Origin of the sequence: Methylocystis sp. SC2, from assembly GCF_000304315.1 — a bacterium.
Classification (GTDB): domain Bacteria; phylum Pseudomonadota; class Alphaproteobacteria; order Rhizobiales; family Beijerinckiaceae; genus Methylocystis.
The window spans coordinates 2,367,847-2,385,838 of the sequence record NC_018485.1 but is presented as its reverse complement, the minus strand read 5'-3'; the positions used below and the strand labels follow the sequence as shown (position 1 = coordinate 2,385,838).

Here is a 17,992-nt window from a genome sequence, read left to right as displayed (position 1 = left end):
GGCGGGAGCAATGTCGCAGCGGGCGACCGAACAGGAATCCGAGATCACCTACGCGCAGTTCAAGGCGCTTGCCAACTCCATACCGAATCTGGCCTGGATGGCGCGTCCCGACGGCTGGATTTTCTGGTACAATGATCGTTGGTACGAATATACCGGCACGACGCCCGAGGAGATGGCCGGATGGGGTTGGCAATCGGTCCATCACCCGGACGTGCTCCCGAAAATGCTGGAGCGATGGACGCATGCGATCCAGCACGGCGAATTCTTCCAGATGATCTTCCCGCTGAGGGGCGCCGACGGACTCTACCGGCCATTTCTGACGCGCATCGAGCCGCTGCGCGAGAACGGCGCCATCGTCGGCTGGTATGGGACCAACACCGACGTCACCGAACAGGAACGCGACCGCGAACGCTTGCAGCTTCTGATCCACGAGCTCAACCATCGCGTCAAGAATACGCTGGCGACGGTTCACTCGATCGCTTTGCATTCGCTGCGCGAGTTGAAGCAGAATTCGGTGGAGCTCTTTGAGAATCGTCTGCTGGCGCTCGCCGCCGTGCATGACGTGCTGACCCGCGAAAACTGGACGAAGGCGCGGGTCGACGAACTCGTGCGCACCGCCATCGCCCCGGCGGGCCAGGAGAATTTCGACGTTTCAGGGGCGTCTGTCGACGTCTGCCCGCGCATCGCGGCGGCCCTGGCGATGACGCTGCATGAATTATGCACGAACGCCGTGAGACACGGATCGCTCTCGGCGCCGAACGGACGAGTCGCCGTTGAGTGGAGCATTGACGCCAAGGCGCGCACGCCTAAGCTCCATCTTGTCTGGCGCGAATGCGGCGGACCGCCGATCGCGCCCCCATCGGTCAAAGGATTTGGCATGCGCCTGATCGAGAAAACGCTGGCGTCCGAAGCGGGCGCGCGGATTGCGGTCGAATTCCCCTGTGAAGGATTCCGTTGCGAGATGGACATTCCCCTGGGCGTGGAAGTGCTCAAATGAACGCGCCTCGCGTCCTGATCGTCGAAGACGAGGCCGTGATCGCCATGGCGCTCGAAATGTTTCTCGAGGAGCTTGGCGCGCAAGTCGTCGCCACAGCGGGCAATGTGCAGGAGGCGCTGCAAAAGGCGACCAGCGAAGATTTTGACATCGCCTTTCTCGACATCAACCTCAATGGCCAGAAGGCGCATGTTCTCCCCGGCGTCCTTGAGCGCCGGCATAAGCCCTTCGCCTTCGTGACCGGTTACGGCGAACAGGGCGTGCTTGAGGCGCATGCCGATGCGCCGGTCGTCGCCAAGCCCTTCAGTCGGGACGCCATTTCGACCGCGTTGGAGAAACTCAAGAGCCGCCTGCCGGGCGGTCCGATCGGCTGACTATTCGAATGTTTCGCCCGGATAGACGCCCCAGAGATTTTCCTGCTGCATATAGCCGTCAAAGCCCTTGCCGGCGATGCGGCACCATTTGCCGTCGCAGCTGCGCAAATTGCCGATGACGCCGGGGCCGAGCTTGGCCGCGGGCGTTGAATGATCGGCGGCGACGAGCAGTTGCGGCTCCTTTTTCCACGGCGCGACCAAGGCGGTGCGCCGTCCGGAGAGCAGCGAGTGCAGCACCCAGCCTTCGGCGCCTTCGGAATCGCGGATCTTGCGCCAGGTTTCGAATTCGGCGGTGATCTCGACGGGGAGCGCGGCGCGTTCGTAGATCCACAGAGTCGGATGTTCCTTGCTCGGCCCCTCGCGAACATTGACCCGATCCGATTTGAGGCTGACGTAGCGGGGCAAGGGCAGGCCGCTCACCGGGCCCTTCTGCGGCTCCAGAGCATTGGCGTGCGCTGCGCAAAAAAGCGCGCCTACGAGCGCGGCGAAAGCCGTGCGGCGACGCCTTTGGAAAAGTTCCTGAGCGTTTGAGAAGGCTGCCGAAATTGGCGCAGATTCTATGTTTATTCGCGACATGGTGGACTGATCGCTCGCTTGTCTTTGGCCCGTCATCTGCTAGGAAGTCGAATGCGTCCGCCGAGGAGGCGTATTGGTTTTGTCGCCGACCGTCGTTAAGACCCGGTTGAAGCCGGCGAAACTCGCCGGCGTCTTTTCATCCGTTGCGGCGACGCGGCGACGATCATAGCGCAATCGCAGAAACGCTGCTGCAACACAACATGAACGCGGAGGCACGACCAGGGATATGCCGAAAAAGAAGCCGCTCGTTGTCGTGTCGCGCCGGCTGCCCGAGGTCATCGAAACCCGCATGTGCGAGTTGTTCGACACGCGCCTCAACGAAAGCGACAAGCCGCTCACTCATGACGAACTCGTCGAGGCCATGCGCACGGCCGACGTGCTGGTGCCGACCATCACCGACCGTATCGATTCGCATCTGATCGCCCAGGCCGGCGAGCAGATGAAGCTGATCGCCAATTTTGGCAATGGCGTCGACAATATCGACGTCGCCTCGGCGCTCGATCGCTCCATCACCGTCACCAACACGCCCGGCGTTCTGACCGAAGACACCGCCGACATGACGATGGCGCTGATCCTGTCGGTGGCGCGTCGTCTCGTCGAAGGCGCGAGCGCCATTCCCGACGGCGCTTGGGCGGGATGGTCGCCGACCTGGATGCTCGGCCATCGGATCACCGGCAAGAGGCTCGGCATCGTCGGCATGGGCCGGATCGGCCAAGCCTTGGCGCGGCGCGCGAAAAGTTTTGGACTTTCAATTCATTACCACAACCGCCGACGGGTCTCGGCCGATCTCGAAGAGCAATTGGAGGCGACCTATTGGGAGTCGCTCGATCAGATGCTGGCGCGGGTCGACGTCGTGTCGATCCACTGTCCGCATACGCCGGCGACCTATCATCTTCTCTCCGCCCGCAGACTGGCGCATCTGCGTCCGCACGCCATTCTGATCAATACCGCGCGCGGCGAGATCGTCGACGAGAACGCATTGGTGCGCATGCTTGAGGCGGATGAGATGGCCGGCGCCGGCCTCGACGTCTTCGAGCATGAGCCCGCCGTCTCTCCCAAATTATTGAAGCTCGCCAAAGCCGGAAAAGTCACGCTGCTTCCGCATATGGGCTCGGCGACCATTGAAAGCCGCATCGATATGGGCGAGAAAGTGATCATCAACATCAAAACCTTTATGGACGGCCACCGGCCGCCTGACCGCGTCCTGCCGAGCATGCTATAAGGCGCTGCGCCGCGGGCCCGGGACCGACAGGCGCGGGTCGCCTTATGGGGAGGATGATTGACGCGATGAACAGGATTTTGCTCGCCTTAGCCGCCTCGCTCTGCGCCATTGCGCTCGCCGCCGCGCCAGCCGACGCCAAGAGCCGCGCAAAACCGCCTCAGGGCGCGGAGCAGAAGCAGCCGGAAGACGAAAACAAGGAGACGGGCGGCATTCCGCGCTATCAGCCGTTCCCGCACAACCAGAACTTCGTGCTCAAGGAGATCAACGGCAAAGCGCCGCCGGTGGAGATGTGGATCTCGATCGACTCAACCGGCCGCGCCAACGGTTTTTCGGGCTGCAAGAACTGGTCGGGCATCTTCATCATCGGCCCCAACCGGCTCGGACCGCGCACCATGCCGGCGGTCAACGAACGCAAATGTGAAGGCCCGCTCGCCGCCTTCGAGCGCGACTATTGGGGGGTGCTGCTCTCTGGCCCCTATTGGGACACGAAGGGAGACGACCTCATCCTGAAGGGCGCGCAGGGCGGCGTGCTGCATTTCCAGCGCTCGCTATAGAGCGGGTCAGTCGCTCGCGATGAGCGACCTTCCCGAATCGGAGCCCAGAATGTTGATCGCGACGGGCGTCCCGATCCGGCCTTCGGCCTCTCGGGAGTGAGCGCCGGCGTTCATCGCACCGGCGACGCCAGCAGCGGACAGGGCGCCTCGTGCAGCACGCGCCGCGTCGTCGAGCCGCGCAGCGCCTCCAGCAGGCCCTTTCGGCCACGCGTCGGCATGGCGATCATGTCGGCCTTGATCTCCTGCGCATAGGCGAGAATGGTTTCGACGACGGGCCCGCGGCGCAACTCGATGTGCGGCAGCAGCCCTTCAAAAAGCGGCAGGTCTTCGCCGACATGCAGCATCATGACGTCGGCGGCCGGGTTGAGACAATGCGCGATTGCCGCGACGTGGCGGAAGGCGTCGAGCGGCGAGACCGTCGCCTCGACCGGCATCAGCACCGTATTGAGCGAGACGGCGCCCGTCTCCTGGTCGACGAAGCCTTTCTGGTCCTCGCGCAGGAACAGCGCCGGCACATGCGTCTCGCGCGCCGTTTCCTCGGCGACCGAGCTGGCGAGCAGCCGCTCCAGAGCGCTGCGCGGTCGGGTCATCATCACGAGAAGATCGCACAGGTGCCGCTCGACATAGGCGGCGACGCCGGCGACGGGCGATTCCGATTCGACCGCCGCCTTGACGATTTTGACGCCGAGCTGTTCGGCCGCCTCGGCGCGCGTCGCGGTCGGCGAGATCATCTTCCAGCGCGCCAGCATTTCGCGCACCTGCGGAAAGCGATCCCAATCGTCCTCCTCGGTCTCGGGCGCTTCGACATGCAGAATGTGCAACATGCTCTTGCAGGCCACGGCGATGCGCAGCGCATGCGCGAAGGCGTCCTGGCTTGCGAAGGAGAGATCGGTGGGATGGACGATTGATCTGGGCGTGTCGCCATTCATCTGCGTTTGCTCCTCTATCCCTTCGCAAAACTATACGCGCCTGCGCGCCTGGCAATGATCAGCTTCGCCGCAGGTTAAATTTGTTCCTTGAGCGCCTTTTGGACCTCTTCGACCAATTCGGCTTCCGGGACGGCGAATTGGGCGGGACGAAGCGCCTTCCATTGCTCGTTGGTGGCGATATTGGCGGCGGCCTTCGCGCCGGCGACGAGATCCTTGATGGTCACCTCGCCGCGCGCTTTTTCGTCGGAGCCCTGGATGATCGCCAGCGGGCTGTTGCGCCGGTCGGCGTATTTCATTTGCGCCTTCATGCCCGCGCCGCCCAGATAGATTTCGGCGGCGATCCCGGCGCCCCGCAGCTGCGCCGCCATCCGCTGATAATCGGCGAGCCTGTCGCGGTCGAGGACGAGAACGACCACCGGTCCGACATGGGGACGCGCGGAGACGATCGGGCTGCCGATGAGCTTTAAGGCCGCGAAGAGCCTCGAGACGCCGATCGAGAAGCCTGTCGCCGGCGTATTTTCCGATCTGAACCGCCCGACGAGCCCGTCGTAACGGCCCCCGCCGCCGACCGAGCCGAAACGCACGGGATTGCCCTTCTCGTCGCGGGTCTCGAAGGTCAGATCGGCCTCGAAAACGGGGCCGGTGTAATATTCGAGGCCGCGCACGACGGAAGGATCGACGCGGATGCGATCCGGCCCAAAGCCCGCATCGCGGGCGAGATCCTCGATCTCCAGAAGCTCCTCCGCGCCCTGCGCGCCGACCTCGCTCTTGCCGAGCAGGCCGAAGAGATCGAAGGCCGGCGCGCCGTTCCGATACTGTCCCCCGAGGCTGAAGGCGAGGATCGTGTCGATCGCCGGCAGAGGGAGCCCCGCGCCCTTGGTGAAATCCCCGCTGTCGTCCTTGCGGCCCTCGCCAAGCAACTGCCGCACGCCGTCGGGGCCGAGCCGGTCGAGCTTGTCGATGGCGCGCAGCACGACGAGGCGGCGGCCGGCGTTCTCCTCGCCGGCAAGGCCGATCGACTGCATCACGCCGTCGAGCACCTTGCGGCTGTTGATCTTGATGACGTAGTCGCCGCGCGCGATCCCTAAGCGCTCCATGGCGTCCGCGGCCATCATGCAGATCTCGGCGTCGGCGGCCGGCGAGGCGGAGCCGACGGTGTCGGCGTCGAACTGCATGAACTGGCGAAACCGCCCCGGCCCCGGCTTTTCGTTGCGATAGACCGGGCCAACCCGATAGGACCGATAGGGCTTTGGCAGGCGATCGAAATTCTGCGCGACGAAACGCGCCAGCGGCGCGGTCAGGTCGTAGCGCAGCGACAGCCACTGCTCGTCATCGTCCTGAAAGGAGAAGACGCCCTCATTGGGGCGATCCTGGTCGGGCAGGAACTTGCCGAGCGCGTCCGTATATTCGATCGCCGGCGTCTCGAGCGCCTCGAAGCCATAAAGTTCATAGACCTCGCGGATGACGTCGAGCATCCGGGCGGTGGCGGCGAGTTCGCCGGCCTCGCGGTCGCCGAGCCCGCGCGGCGTGCGCGCCTCAACTTTGGTTTTGTTTTCTTCTTTTGACATCCAGACCTGTTCCGATGCGCGCGCCACCCTCCCCTTTAGGGCCAGGGTCGCGTCGAAGGCGGGGGGTCGGGTGAGCGCCCGCGACCCCTCCCGCGCGGCTACGCCGCGCGATCTTCCCCTCAAGGGGGAGGTGGCCGCCTTCCTAGCATTTTCCCAGTCGGAAGGAAGCGCCGCGCCCTTTGGCAGGAAACGCAAATGCGCGGCGCAGCGACGGCAATCCGAACTGCCGAAGCCGGCGATCGGGATTGGCAGATCGGCGAGCGCGGCGTTGAGCGCGCATTCGTCGCCGTCTTCCGCGACGAAGGCGCCGAGTATTCGCCCCGCCCGCGTCAGCTGATCGACATGCCAATGCGCGCGCTTGTCTTTCCGCATGTGCCGCGCGAGCCGGGCGCGCAGACCGCCGGGACCGTTCGCCGATCCGCAGTAGAGATAATCGCCGGCGGGAAGCAGGCCCTTGCGCTTTCCCGCCTGAACCTCGAGAGGCCGCTCAAGACGCAGCCAGAGGGCATAGGCGCCCGGAGCAGCGACGGCGAAGGCGGCGGAGGCGCAAAAAATCATCTGCCCCGCCGTCCTCCCCTCCTCCCAGAAGGGAAGCGCCCAATAGTGGTATTGAGCGCGTCGTTGAGATGCCTCGTTAGCCGCGTTCTCCAGGCGCTGCTCCTCTAAAGGAAAGGGGGAGCAACTGCTAAAAGCGTGTCAGGACAAAGCGCATTGCCGCGATCAGCCCTGTCAACGTCACGAAGGCACCAGCTGTTCGGAGCGCTACCGAATATTCGACAGGATTCAGTAGTCCGAATTGCTGAGATTCTCGGACGAATGAAGTCAAGACAAAGTTGGCGACCCCTAATGTGCAAAAAGCGAACAGAACAGTGAGCAAAATGGCGAGTTTGCCGCGTGGCACCTGCTTCGTCGCGTACTGCAAAACAAGGAACGCCGCGAGCGCGATGATCCACAAGTGTGAACCCCAACCCCCAAAGATCGATAGATCCGTCGGGCCCCATCGCCAGTTCTCGAAGGGGAGCCAGAGTGAAAACGCTAGGAGCGCGAAGAGCGCAGCAATAGAAAAGACCAGAGGTACGCCAACGCGAAATTTTGAAAACCCTTCGATCCAGCCATCGGGCCTTTCCATAAAAGGCTCGTGCTCGCCCGTCTTCTCATCGTTTGCGAATGGTTGAGCGCCTTCATTGATGAATTTGGCAATCTGAGGCCAATGCGGCTCTTCGATTGCGCCACTATGACCGCCTCTGGCAAAGGTAGCCGATTGAGTGATCTTTGGATTCCCACGAGCGGCGGACTCGAATGTGTCAAATCCCCCGCCGCCGAGGTCAGTAAAAAACTCAAGACTCTTGGGTAACCAAGCCACCACCCAATCCGTTCCGCCACGCGCACTATGAAACTGCTTGACCCGCTCTTCGGTTACCATTCTCGCCCAGTCAAACGTCGGGTTGACGACGCTGCCGGCGAAATAAATCCTCCCAAAACGCGCAGCTGGATAGCGCGCTAGAGCATCGGCGGCGAGATAAGTGCCGTTAGAATGGCCGACGAAATGCAACGTTGCTCGCGGAAATCGGGCGCGCAGCTGAACATAAAGGTCCATAAACCATTCGACCTTTTGCCGTCTGATCCACGGCATGATGAACGCACCCATAGGAAAATAGCCGTAGGTCGGCGCACATGATTCGATAGGCTCGGATGCCGCGGAAGATCCCTTTCGTCGGTCTTCATCCGCGTTCTTGATTGCTTCTACGATCCGATGCGTCCAGTAACCGTCATCCCGGATGCCGTGCATAACAAGGACGACATCTGTAGTTTTAAGATCGAATTTTGACAACTGATCAAACATCAGCGTGGGATTGAGGGATCTCTGGCTAAGCTCTGATCGTGGCATGGTCAGCGCGTCTAACAGGACCTGCCGCCGGTGAGCGAGAACTTCCGGCTGTTCCTCAATCGGCTTTTTTCGCAATCCACACGTTCTCCCGATTTTGTTGCTAAAATCAACTACGCCAGCGTGATCGGTAGCCCGCATTTGAAATAAAAAATAACATTTATTCTGATCTGCTCCGTCGCCTTCCTTCCAGGCCATCGCCTCGACGTCCATGTCCACCTGATCTTGTGGCGAAACAAAATTATCCAGAGTGCCGATGATCTGAACAACGAGCGGATTTGCGGTGAGCGCCGGATCTGGTTCGGCAAGACGCGTCAGCGGACCTGCTTCATTGTAGAGGTTCCGGAGCCGCCCATTGTGCCATCGCCGATAGGCCATCCACAGCAAGCGCGTCTGCACGATAAAGGGCGCGCCTTTGCGCACGTCGAGCATAGTGCGGCCCGGAGCATTAATTTTGATATTGATCCCTTCAAGAAGCTCCAATAAGCGCCCAATCAATCCCAGCACATTCAAACCGCTCGAATAAAGCCAGCCGATGCGATCGGATATGCTCCAACCTTTATCCCACGTTGCAAGTAGAACGATACGCTCGACCCGCTTTGCCCACTCACAGGGAAGTTCTTTGTTTCTTTTTTCTGCAATCGGGCCCCATAGATCGTCGCGTTTGTGGAAATCACCGACGGCGTAGTCCGGTGGATTTAGCGATCCCGCGAGGAAAACACGTCGCAAAAGAATGCCGCCGAGGCTATGGCCGATGAGCACAACCTTCTCGTACTTTTTGCCGTCTTTGTTATCCCAGACGGCGTCGAGGTCGGCGACGAGGTTTACGACGGTTGCACTCGCACCAGTACGATCGAAGCGTTGGGAGTAAGGGAGGATGGGTGCGTATATGTCGACCCCATCTTCGCCGTAAGCATCTTGCGCAGCTGCCTTTGCGTCCGCCAGACGGTCGTGCGGCGACGAGATTGAATGCAGTATGACAACGAGTCTCTTAGCGTGCGGCGCATAGGTGAAGAATGGGTCAGGATAATTCAAATTCAGAAAAGAGGAATTCATACTTGCCTCACAATAAGTAATGATAGGGAATTAATTTCTTTTGGCGAGCGCAGGCAGTCTGGCGCAAATTGCGCCATGGCTCAATACTTATTCATTTATGCGTCTGCGAAGGGCGACGCGGCTAGGTTTCTCTTACGCGATCATCACCCGCGCCGCGGCCTTTTCGTCGCCCAAGAGCTCCAGCGCCTTGCCGATGATCGCCTTGCTGTCGAGCATCGCCTTGGCGATCATCAACTCATGCTTGTCATGATCAATGTAGGCGTCCGGCAGAGTCATGCTGCGGAACTTGAACGCGCCGCGCACGCCGTCCAGCAGCCCATCTTCTGAGAGCGCCTGAAACACCTGGGCGCCAAAACCGCCGATGGATCCTTCTTCGACGACGATAAGCGCCTCGTGGTTGGCGGCGAGCCGGCGCAGCAGGTCACGGTCGATGGGCTTGGCGAAGCGGGCGTCCGCGACGGTGGTCGAAACGCCGTAACTTTCGAGCTCCGCCGCCGCCTTCAAGGAGTCCGCGAGCCGCGTGCCGAGCGAGAGGATCGCGACCTTGGACCCTTCACGCAGGATACGGCCCTTGCCGATCTCGAGAATGTCGCCGCGTTCCGGGACGTCGACGCCGAGCCCTTCGCCGCGCGGATAGCGGAAGGCGCTGGGGCCATCGTCATAGGCCGCCGCCGTCGCCACCATATGCATCAACTCGGCCTCGTCGGAGGGCGCCATGATGACGAAACCCGGCAGGCAGCCGAGATAGGCGAGATCAAAGGCGCCGGCATGCGTCGGACCGTCGGCGCCGACGAGGCCGGCGCGGTCGATGGCGAAGCGCACCGGCAGGTTCTGGATCGCCACGTCGTGGACGACCTGATCGTAGCCGCGCTGCAGGAAGGTCGAATACAGCGCGCAGAAGGGCTTGTAGCCCTCGCAGGCGAGGCCGGCCGCGAAAGTGACGGCGTGCTGCTCGGCGATGGCCACGTCGAAGGTGCGATGCGGGAAGGCCTTGCCGAAAATATCGAGGCCGGTGCCCGACGGCATCGCCGCGGTGATGGCGACGATCTTGTCGTCATGTTCGGCTTCGGCGACCAGCGCCTTGGCGAAAATATTCGTATAGGTCGGCGCATTGGCCTTGGGCTTGATCTGGACGCCGGTCGCGACGTCGAATTTATTGACGGCGTGGCATTTGTCGGCCGATTCCTCCGCCGGCCCGAACCCCTTGCCCTTCTGGGTGACGACGTGAACCAGGACAGGCCCGTCGTCCTTGTCGCGGACGTTCTTGAGGACGGGCAGCAAATGGTCGAGATTGTGGCCGTCGATCGGCCCGACATAATAGAAGCCGAGCTCCTCGAACATCGTGCCGCCGGTGATGAAGCTGCGCGAGAACTCCTCGGCCTTGCGGGCTTTGTCATAGATGAAGCGCGGCAAATGGCTGGCGAGCTGTCTGGCGGCCTCGCGGATCGAGCGGTAGGCGCCGCCCGAAACCAGCCGGGCGAGATAGGCGGACATGGCGCCCGTGGGCGGGGCGATCGACATGTCATTGTCGTTCAGAATGACAATCAGGCGAGAGTGCAGCGCCCCGGCGTTGTTCAGCGCCTCATAGGCCATGCCGGCCGACATTGAGCTGTCGCCGATCACCGCCACGACGTGATTATCGCCGTCGGCGAGATCGCGCGCGACGGCCATGCCGAGGCCGGCGGAAATGGAGGTCGACGAATGGCCGGCCCCGAAGGCGTCATATTCGCTTTCGGCGCGCTTGGTGAAGCCGGACAGGCCGCCGCCCATGCGCAGCGTGCGGATTCGGTCGCGCCTGCCGGTGAGGATCTTGTGGGGATAGGTCTGGTGGCCGACGTCCCAGATCACCTTGTCCCGCGGCGTGTCGAAAACATAATGCAGGGCGACCGTCAGCTCGACGACGCCGAGACCCGCGCCAAGATGGCCGCCGGTCACGGACACGGCGTCGATCGTCTCGCGCCGCAAATCCTCCGCGACCTGCTTGAGCTCGTTGGGACGGAGCTTGCGCAGATCTTCGGGGGAGGCGATGCGATCGAGAAGGGGGGTTTTGGATGTCGTCAATGTCTCTACTCTGCTCGTCGACAACAAGCGCCAGAAATCCGAGCATTACCCGTTAATAAGCAGCCCCGCAAACGCGCCGCAGCATCCATGTCGATTCAATCCGAGAGTGTTGCTCAGATGCAACGGCGAGCGCTGCGCGAGCCGGCGGACCTAGTAAGGGGAGTAGCTCTCCATGCCGTAGCCGAAGGACGGCTCTTCGTAAACAGGGCGCGGCCGCCGCGTCATGCGCGGGCGCTCCGCCTCCTGGCGCTCGGCCTCCTGGCGACCGGCCGCCCGGCGGGCGCCGCCGGTGATTTCGATCGTCGCCCCGTGCTTTTCCACCCAGTCGAAGAGTTGCCGCGCGTTCGGAACCGCAAGCCGCACGCAGCCGTGGGAGAGCGGACGGCCTAAACCGCGCTCATAGCTCCCGTGAATGGCGAGGCCGCGGGGCGAAAAGAAGATGGCGTAGGGCATCGGCGCCTGATCATATTCGTCGGAATGATGATCGGCCTCCATGCGCATGACGCTGTAGGTTCCGGTCGGCGTTTCATACCCTCGGCGGCCGCTGGAGATTTTCCAGGTGACAGTCTCGCCCTGCGGCGTGACCGCCTCGAGCCGTTGCGCCGCAAGGTCGATGCGGACGCGCACCGCGGCGCCTGCTGGGGCCGCCGTGAAGAGAACAGCCGCGGCGAGAGCTGCGAATAAACGCGGAACGCTGACCATGCTTGACCTAAACACGCAGACGCCAAATCGTAAAGGCGCGCCGAGGAAAGACCCGGCTTTTGGCGCTTTTCGGTTAATTGGGCTCCTTCGGCGCCGCGTCCAGCACAGCCGAGTTGGGGGCCGCCGGCGGCGGGCGTCATCCGCGCTGTCCGACGCGCCGCCGGTTCCCTTGATCGGACAGCCAAGCTCGGGCGCCGGCGAGGCGCTAACGCAACCTGAGCGGCGCGCGGACCGCCGGACTTTCCCTCGCCCGCAAAGAAGCCGATCTTCGTCACGCCCCCGCCCTCGCCTTTTTTTACTTCATCGCTATAGTGCGCGGGCTCTCCCCTGGGACGAATCGCCGTGACGCCTCCATTGCCGCTCCTCACCCGCCGCCGCTTGGCGGTTCTTGCGCTGGCGCTCGTCGCCGCGAGCCTCGGCGCTTGCGGCCGGCGCGGGCCTGTGGAGCTGCCGCCCGAAACGCAGGCGCGAGGGGCGATCCTGCGGGCGGAGGCGGAAGCAAGAGCGGCGCGCGGGGCGCCCCGGCCGGCGCCCGGCGCTCCTGAAACCTCTCTCCCGCCGCCGCCTATTCCGGGCACCATCGGCAATCGACCGCCGGCGCAATATCCCTTCCCGCTCGATCCGCTGCTGTAAGCCGATGCATCTTTTCGATTATCGGAACGGCGCGCTCCACGCCGAGGAGATCGCCGTGGCGACGCTCGCCGACGAGGTGGGCACGCCCTTCTATTGCTATTCGGCGGCGACGATCCGGCGCCATTACAGGGTGTTTTCGCAGGCCTTCGCCGGTCTCGACGCGCTTGTCTGCTATGCAGTGAAGGCCAACTCCAATCAGGCCGTGCTTCGGCTTCTCGCCCGAGAGGGCGCAGGCATGGACGTTGTCTCGGGCGGCGAACTGGCCCGGGCGCTCGCCGCCGGCGTCGCGCCTGAAAAAATCACCTTTTCCGGCGTCGGCAAGACGCGCGAGGAGATCGCGGCGGCGCTTGACGCCGGAATCTTCTGTTTCAACGTCGAGTCGGAGCCGGAACTCGAAGCCCTGTCGCAGGCGGCGGTCGCTCTCGGGCGCGCGGCGCGCGTGTCGCTCCGCGTCAACCCGGACGTCGACGCCCGCACCCATAAGAAGATTTCCACCGGCCTCGCCGAAAACAAATTCGGCGTGCCGCTGTCGCGGGCGCGGGAGGTCTACGCCTTCGCCGCCAAGCTCAAGGGAATCGAACTCGCCGGCGCCGACATGCATATCGGCTCCCAGCTCACCGACCTCGCGCCCTTCGACGAGGCCTTTTCGCTGCTCGCCGAACTGGTGCGCGAGCTGCGGGCCGACGGGCACGATATTTCGCATGTCGATCTCGGCGGCGGGCTGGGGATTCCCTATCACGACGGCGACGATCCGCAGTCCTACCATCCAGAGAAATACGCCGAGATCGTGCGCCGGCGTTTCGGCGGGCTCGGCTGCAGGCTGGTGCTGGAGCCGGGGCGGCTCATCGTCGGCAACGCCGGCATGCTCGTCACGCGCGTCACCTATGTGAAGCATGGCGACGCCAAGACCTTCGTGATCGTCGACGCCGGCATGAACGATCTTATCCGTCCGACGCTCTACGACGCCTGGCACGACATCATCCCGGTGCGCCAGAGCGCGGATCGGCAAAGAATCGTCGCCGACGTCGTCGGGCCGGTCTGCGAGACCGGCGACTATCTTGCCCATGGACGCGAAATGGTGGAGCCGCGCGCCGGCGAGCTGCTCGCGGTACTGACCGCCGGCGCTTACGGCGCCGTGCAGTCGGGCACCTACAACACGCGGCCGCTCGTGCCCGAAGTGCTGGTCGATGGCGGCCGCTACGCCATTATCCGCCAGCGCCAAAGCGTCGAGGAGATCATCGCGATGGACAGCGTCCCGGACTGGCTTTAGATCGCGCCGCGTTCAGTCGGGGCCAGCCTTCGCGCAAGCGGCGCCGGCGGCGTGCGCCTCGATCCAGTCGCGCACACGGGGATAAACGTTCGCATCGAGCAGGGCCAGATGGTCGCGGCCGGGCGCCGAAAGGAACGTCTTCGGCTCATTGGCGAGATCGAAGAGCCGGCGCGCGAGGCGAATCGGAATGACGGAATCATTCTCGCCATGGACCATCAGGACCGGCGCCCGCGCCTTGCCGATCTCCTGATCCGAGCGAAACGGATCGCGCGCCAGATACTGGACGGGCGCCCAGGCGTATCGCTCCGCCGCGACGTCGACGATGGAGGAATAGGGGGAATCGAGCACCAGTCCCGCCGCAGGATGCGCGGCCGCGAGATGGGCGGCGACGCCCGTTCCGAGCGACTCGCCCATGATGACGATCCGCTCGGGCGCGTAGCCGAGCCTCACCGCCTCCGCATAGGCCGCTTCGGCGTCGAGGAAGAGGCCCTCCTGCGCGGGCGCGCCCGTCGAACCGCCATAGCCGCGATAGGAGATGGCGAGCATGCCGAACCGGTCTTCGACAAAGCGCTTGAACCGGGGAACGCGATCGCGAAGCGCGCCGCCGTTGCCATGAAGATAAAGAATGAACGGCCGGCCGCAGGCGCCGGGAAGCCGCCAGGCGACGAGCGTTTCGCCGTCGCGCGTCTTGAGCGTCGTTTCCTGCGCCTCGGCCAGCCCGGCCGCGGCGGGATCGGCGCGCAGCGCGTCAGGGCGAAAGAGGACGTCGCGCTGAAAGGCGACGAGGCCGGCGAGCGCGGCGAAATAGCCGGCGAAAAGAACGGCGACCGCATGTCTCAGATAGCGCGTCATGAAGTCCCTCATCGCGATGCGCGCCAAGGACGCCAAGGGCGGGGCCGTCGTCGCGACGCCATGAAACGAGCGCGCGCATGGAAAATATCGGCCGGCCTCGCCGGGAACAAATTCCGCCCGCCGTCATCCGCCGGCGCAAAGCGTCAAGGAGATCATGACGCTCGACGGCATGCCCGACTGGATCGGGCGAACCGACCATCTGAGGTTGTATGTGACGTCGGACTGCGGCAATTTGAGCGCCCATTCCCGTCAATCTGGCGAAAGTTGCATTTCAACCGAAGGGACGACGACCGATGCTGTTTGCGATCTATTATGAAATGACGCCCGAACATCGCGACGAAGTTCTCAAGCGGTTTCAGAAACTCGGCGACGCCGCGCCAGAGGGAATGAAAGTCGTCGGAAACTGGCTTTCCGTCACGCTGCTCGAGGGCTGGAGCATCGTCGAAGCCAATGACATCGCCGATCTCGGCAAGCTCTTCCAATCCTGGACAGACCTCAACGTCAATCACATCACGCCGGTCTTCGACGAAGACGCCGCGCATCGATTCCTCTCGGCCAACAAGAAGTAGGCGCGCTGCGGAGCGCGCCCCCCCGCTCGCCGACGGCGACGACAGGAAGGCCGCGACGCAGGCGTCGAGCGGCCGCTCTCAATACGCCAGTTCTCCATGCGCGCGGCGATACGCCCGATACCAGTCGACGAGGGCCGCGACGCCTTCGTCAAGCGACGTCTGTGGGCGATAGCCGGTCAGGCGCTCCAGCAGATCGGCGCTGGCGAAGGTCCGCGGCACGTCTCCCGGCTGCATGTCGAGATAGTTGCGCTTGGCCTTCTTGCCGAGCGCGCGTTCGATCGTCTCGATGAAATCGAGCAGCTTCACCGGGGCGCCGCGACCGATATTGACGACGCGCAACGGCGCCACGGGCGACACGCTGTCGTCGCCCGAATCGCGCTCGGGAACGCAATCGATCAGCCGCACGACGCTTTCGACGAGGTCTGCGACATAGGTGAAATCGCGCGACATGTCCCCGTGATTATAGATGTCGATGACGCGGTCGTTTTCGATCGCGTCGACGAACTTCAACGGCGCCATGTCGGGACGGCCCCAGGGTCCGTAGACGGTGAAGAAGCGAAACATCGTCGTCGGGATCGACCACAGATGCGCGTAGGAATGCGCCATCGCTTCGCCGGCTTTCTTCGTCGCGGCGTAGAGGGTCAAAGGGAAATCGGTTCGGTCGCTCTCGTGGAAGGGCACGGTGGGGCTCGCGCCATAGACCGAGCTCGTCGAAGCCCAGAGAAAATGCCGCGGCTTCAGCAGTCGGGCGATCTCCATGACGTTGAACGCGCCAACGAGATTGGCGTCGACATAGGCGCGCGGATTTTGCAGCGAGTAGCGCACCCCCGCCTGCGCGGCGAGATGGATGATGACGTCCGGGGCCGCCTGTTCGGCGGCGCGGGTCAGCGCCTCCATGTCCTCCAGCATGGCGATCGTGTCGCGATAGCCGTTGGTCCGAAGCAGAATCGCGCGCCGCGCCTCCTTGAGCCGAGGATCGTAATAGGGCGTCATGCCGTCGAAGCCGTCGACGAGATGCCCGGCCTCCAACAGACGCTTCGCCAGATGAAAGCCGATGAAGCCGGCCGTGCCGGTCACGAAGACGCGCATGAGCCGCCATATTCCCGCGTGATGAAAGCGTCGCCGTCATGGGCGAAGGCGACCGGCCTGTCAACGCGCCGGCGCGACGCCTTGGGTTTTGGCCCAAAAGCCATATGTTGGCGCGGCAGGCGACGCGCATGGAGCAACCGAGTCCGTCGCCGGAGCTTGGGCGAGCCAGGAGGCTCCGCGGTCCAGGGCGCATCCTGGACGGCGAGCCTTGAGGCCCGCATGGTTGCGAACAGGCCGGCGCTGGCGCATTTAATTCGCGGCGCCGACTGAGGAGGACCCGCCATGGTCGATGCGGCCGGCGCGACGACGCCGCGTGCGATTCACCCGCTCTTCATTCGAGTGACGCATTGGGTGAACGCTTTCGCGATCTTCGTCATGGTGCTGAGCGGCTGGCGCATCTACAACGCCTCGCCGCTGTTTGGCTTCGAATTTCCCAAGGATTTCACGCTCGGCGGCTGGCTGGCGGGCGCGCTCGCGTGGCATTTCGCCGGCATGTGGCTCCTGGCCCTCAATGGATTCGCCTATCTTGCCTACGGCTTGGTTTCAGGCCACTTCCGAAGGAGCTTTCTGCCGATCTCGTTCGGCGGCGCCCTCCATGATGTTCTTCTCGCCAGCCGCGGCCGGCTCGATCATGCGGCCGGCCGCTACAACGCCGCGCAGCGTCTGCTCTATGTCGGCGTCATTCTCGCCGTGATCGTCGCCATTCTCTCGGGTCTCGCCATCTGGAAGCCCGTGCAGCTGCAAGGACTGACGGCGGCGATGGGCGGCTATGAGGCGGCGCGGCGCGTGCATTTCTTCGCCATGGCCGCCATCGTCGCTTTTCTTGTCGTTCACATCGGACTCGCCGTCAGCGTCAAAGGCGTTCTCGCGTCAATGTTCACCGGCCGCGCGGAGGCGCCCCGATGAAGCCGCCCCGTCTTTCCCTGTTTCGACCGCAGATCGCGCGGCTCGAACGCCGGCTCTTTCTCAAGCAAGGCCTGTCGCTGGGCGCGCTGTCGCTGCTCTCGGGCTGCACGTTGAAGGACGACGACGCCGTCGACCGGCTGCTGATCGCCATGTCGCGGTTCAACGACCGCGTTCAGGCGGCGCTTTTCGATCCCGCAAAGCTCGCGCCGACCTATTCCGGGGCGGACGTCACGACGCCTTTCCCGTTCAACGCCTATTATGAAGAAAAGGATATTCCGCTCATCGACGGCGAGAGCTATCGACTGCAGCTCTCGGGCCTCATCGCCGACAGGCGGCCCTGGAGCCTCGGCGATTTGCGCGCGCTGCCGCAATCCAGCCAGATTACGCGACTCGTCTGCGTCGAGGGTTGGAGCGCGATCGGCCAATGGCGCGGCGTCGCCTTCCGCCATTTTCTCGAACGGATCGGCGCCGATCTCACGGCGCGTTACGTCGGTTTCAAATGCGCCGACAAATATTATTCGAGCATCGACATGCCGAGCGCGCTGCATCCGCAAACGCTGCTGGCGCTTGACTTTTCCGACGCCAAATATGGCTACCCGCTGCGCCTGCGGCTTCCGACGAAACTCGGATTCAAGAATCCGAAGTTCATCGGCGAGATCTTCGTGACGAACGACGATCCTGGCGGCTATTGGGAGGACAAGGGCTACAATTGGTTCAGCGGCTCTTGACCTGCGCCGCGGCCCGCATACCTA

17 protein-coding genes and 1 pseudogene are annotated in these 17,992 nt (G+C 63.4%); 9 read left to right on the top strand and 9 right to left on the bottom strand.

Annotated features, from left to right (window positions below; all coding sequences use genetic code 11):
- Positions 1-10: 10 nt before the first annotated feature.
- Together BN69_RS11565 and BN69_RS11560 are read left to right on the top strand one after the other, a co-directional pair.
- Complete coding sequence (locus BN69_RS11565; RefSeq protein ID WP_014891797.1) at positions 11-997, top strand: sensor histidine kinase; 987 nt, start codon at positions 11-13, stop codon at positions 995-997.
- Positions 994-1,368, top strand: a complete 375-nt coding sequence (locus BN69_RS11560; RefSeq protein WP_014891796.1) for a response regulator — start codon at positions 994-996, stop codon at positions 1,366-1,368. The genes BN69_RS11565 and BN69_RS11560 overlap by 4 nt, the downstream gene beginning before the upstream one ends.
- Here BN69_RS11560 and BN69_RS11555 read toward each other — a convergent pair whose 3' ends face one another.
- A complete protein-coding gene (locus BN69_RS11555; protein ID WP_014891795.1) occupies positions 1,369-1,944 on the bottom strand; it encodes an SH3 domain-containing protein in 576 nt (191 codons plus the stop codon).
- A 226-nt stretch (positions 1,945-2,170) separates the two neighbouring features.
- On the opposite strand from BN69_RS11555, the gene BN69_RS11550 reads away from it, so the two are divergent.
- A complete protein-coding gene (locus BN69_RS11550) occupies positions 2,171-3,166 on the top strand; it encodes a 2-hydroxyacid dehydrogenase (protein WP_014891794.1) in 996 nt (331 codons plus the stop codon).
- A 65-nt stretch (positions 3,167-3,231) separates the two neighbouring features.
- Complete coding sequence (locus BN69_RS11545; RefSeq protein ID WP_244434926.1) at positions 3,232-3,720, top strand: META domain-containing protein; 489 nt, start codon at positions 3,232-3,234, stop codon at positions 3,718-3,720.
- Positions 3,721-3,830: 110 nt separating this feature from the next.
- On the opposite strand, the gene BN69_RS11540 is transcribed toward BN69_RS11545, so the two are convergent.
- From BN69_RS11540 to BN69_RS11520, 6 genes and pseudogenes are all read right to left on the bottom strand, one after another.
- Entirely contained in the window at positions 3,831-4,649 is an 819-nt protein-coding gene (locus BN69_RS11540) for a universal stress protein (protein WP_014891792.1), read from the bottom strand.
- 74 nt (positions 4,650-4,723) lie between these two features.
- Positions 4,724-6,217: a histidine--tRNA ligase gene (hisS, locus tag BN69_RS11535; protein WP_041927324.1), complete on the bottom strand. Its 1,494-nt coding sequence runs from the start codon at positions 6,215-6,217 to the stop codon at positions 4,724-4,726.
- A 204-nt stretch (positions 6,218-6,421) separates the two neighbouring features.
- A pseudogene (locus tag BN69_RS19855) lies at positions 6,422-6,775 on the bottom strand (GIY-YIG nuclease family protein); the annotation flags it as partial.
- A 127-nt stretch (positions 6,776-6,902) separates the two neighbouring features.
- Complete coding sequence (locus BN69_RS11530; RefSeq protein ID WP_014891790.1) at positions 6,903-9,158, bottom strand: alpha/beta hydrolase; 2,256 nt, start codon at positions 9,156-9,158, stop codon at positions 6,903-6,905.
- Between the two features lie 132 nt (positions 9,159-9,290).
- On the bottom strand, positions 9,291-11,219 hold the full coding sequence (gene dxs, locus BN69_RS11525; RefSeq protein WP_014891789.1) for a 1-deoxy-D-xylulose-5-phosphate synthase: 1,929 nt from the start codon (positions 11,217-11,219) through the stop codon (positions 9,291-9,293).
- 150 nt (positions 11,220-11,369) lie between these two features.
- Positions 11,370-11,846: a L,D-transpeptidase gene (locus tag BN69_RS11520; protein ID WP_244434925.1), complete on the bottom strand. Its 477-nt coding sequence runs from the start codon at positions 11,844-11,846 to the stop codon at positions 11,370-11,372.
- A 417-nt stretch (positions 11,847-12,263) separates the two neighbouring features.
- Between BN69_RS11520 and lptM the strand changes: the two genes are divergently transcribed.
- Positions 12,264-12,554, top strand: a complete 291-nt coding sequence (gene lptM / locus BN69_RS11515) for an LPS translocon maturation chaperone LptM (RefSeq protein WP_014891787.1) — start codon at positions 12,264-12,266, stop codon at positions 12,552-12,554.
- 4 nt (positions 12,555-12,558) lie between these two features.
- Complete coding sequence (gene lysA / locus BN69_RS11510; RefSeq protein ID WP_014891786.1) at positions 12,559-13,824, top strand: diaminopimelate decarboxylase; 1,266 nt, start codon at positions 12,559-12,561, stop codon at positions 13,822-13,824.
- A 12-nt stretch (positions 13,825-13,836) separates the two neighbouring features.
- Here the strand turns inward: lysA and BN69_RS11505 are convergent, their stop codons facing one another.
- On the bottom strand, positions 13,837-14,676 hold the full coding sequence (locus BN69_RS11505; protein WP_041927323.1) for an alpha/beta hydrolase: 840 nt from the start codon (positions 14,674-14,676) through the stop codon (positions 13,837-13,839).
- A gap of 293 nt (positions 14,677-14,969) precedes the next feature.
- Between BN69_RS11505 and BN69_RS11500 the strand changes: the two genes are divergently transcribed.
- The gene (locus BN69_RS11500; protein ID WP_014891784.1) at positions 14,970-15,245 is read left to right on the top strand and encodes a DUF3303 domain-containing protein; all 276 of its coding nucleotides are present in this window, start codon (positions 14,970-14,972) and stop codon (positions 15,243-15,245) included.
- A 78-nt stretch (positions 15,246-15,323) separates the two neighbouring features.
- On the opposite strand, the gene BN69_RS11495 is transcribed toward BN69_RS11500, so the two are convergent.
- Positions 15,324-16,334 carry an NAD-dependent epimerase/dehydratase family protein gene (locus BN69_RS11495; protein WP_014891783.1) on the bottom strand — a complete coding sequence of 337 codons (1,011 nt, stop codon included), beginning with the start codon at positions 16,332-16,334 and terminating at the stop codon, positions 15,324-15,326.
- A 282-nt stretch (positions 16,335-16,616) separates the two neighbouring features.
- Here BN69_RS11495 and BN69_RS11485 point away from each other — a divergent pair, with 282 nt between their 5' ends.
- Positions 16,617-17,240 carry a cytochrome b/b6 domain-containing protein gene (locus BN69_RS11485; RefSeq protein ID WP_014891782.1) on the top strand — a complete coding sequence of 208 codons (624 nt, stop codon included), beginning with the start codon at positions 16,617-16,619 and terminating at the stop codon, positions 17,238-17,240.
- A complete protein-coding gene (locus tag BN69_RS11480) occupies positions 17,237-17,968 on the top strand; it encodes a molybdopterin-dependent oxidoreductase (RefSeq protein WP_014891781.1) in 732 nt (243 codons plus the stop codon). Before BN69_RS11485 ends, BN69_RS11480 begins: the two co-directional genes overlap by 4 nt.
- Positions 17,969-17,992: the final 24 nt, after the last annotated feature.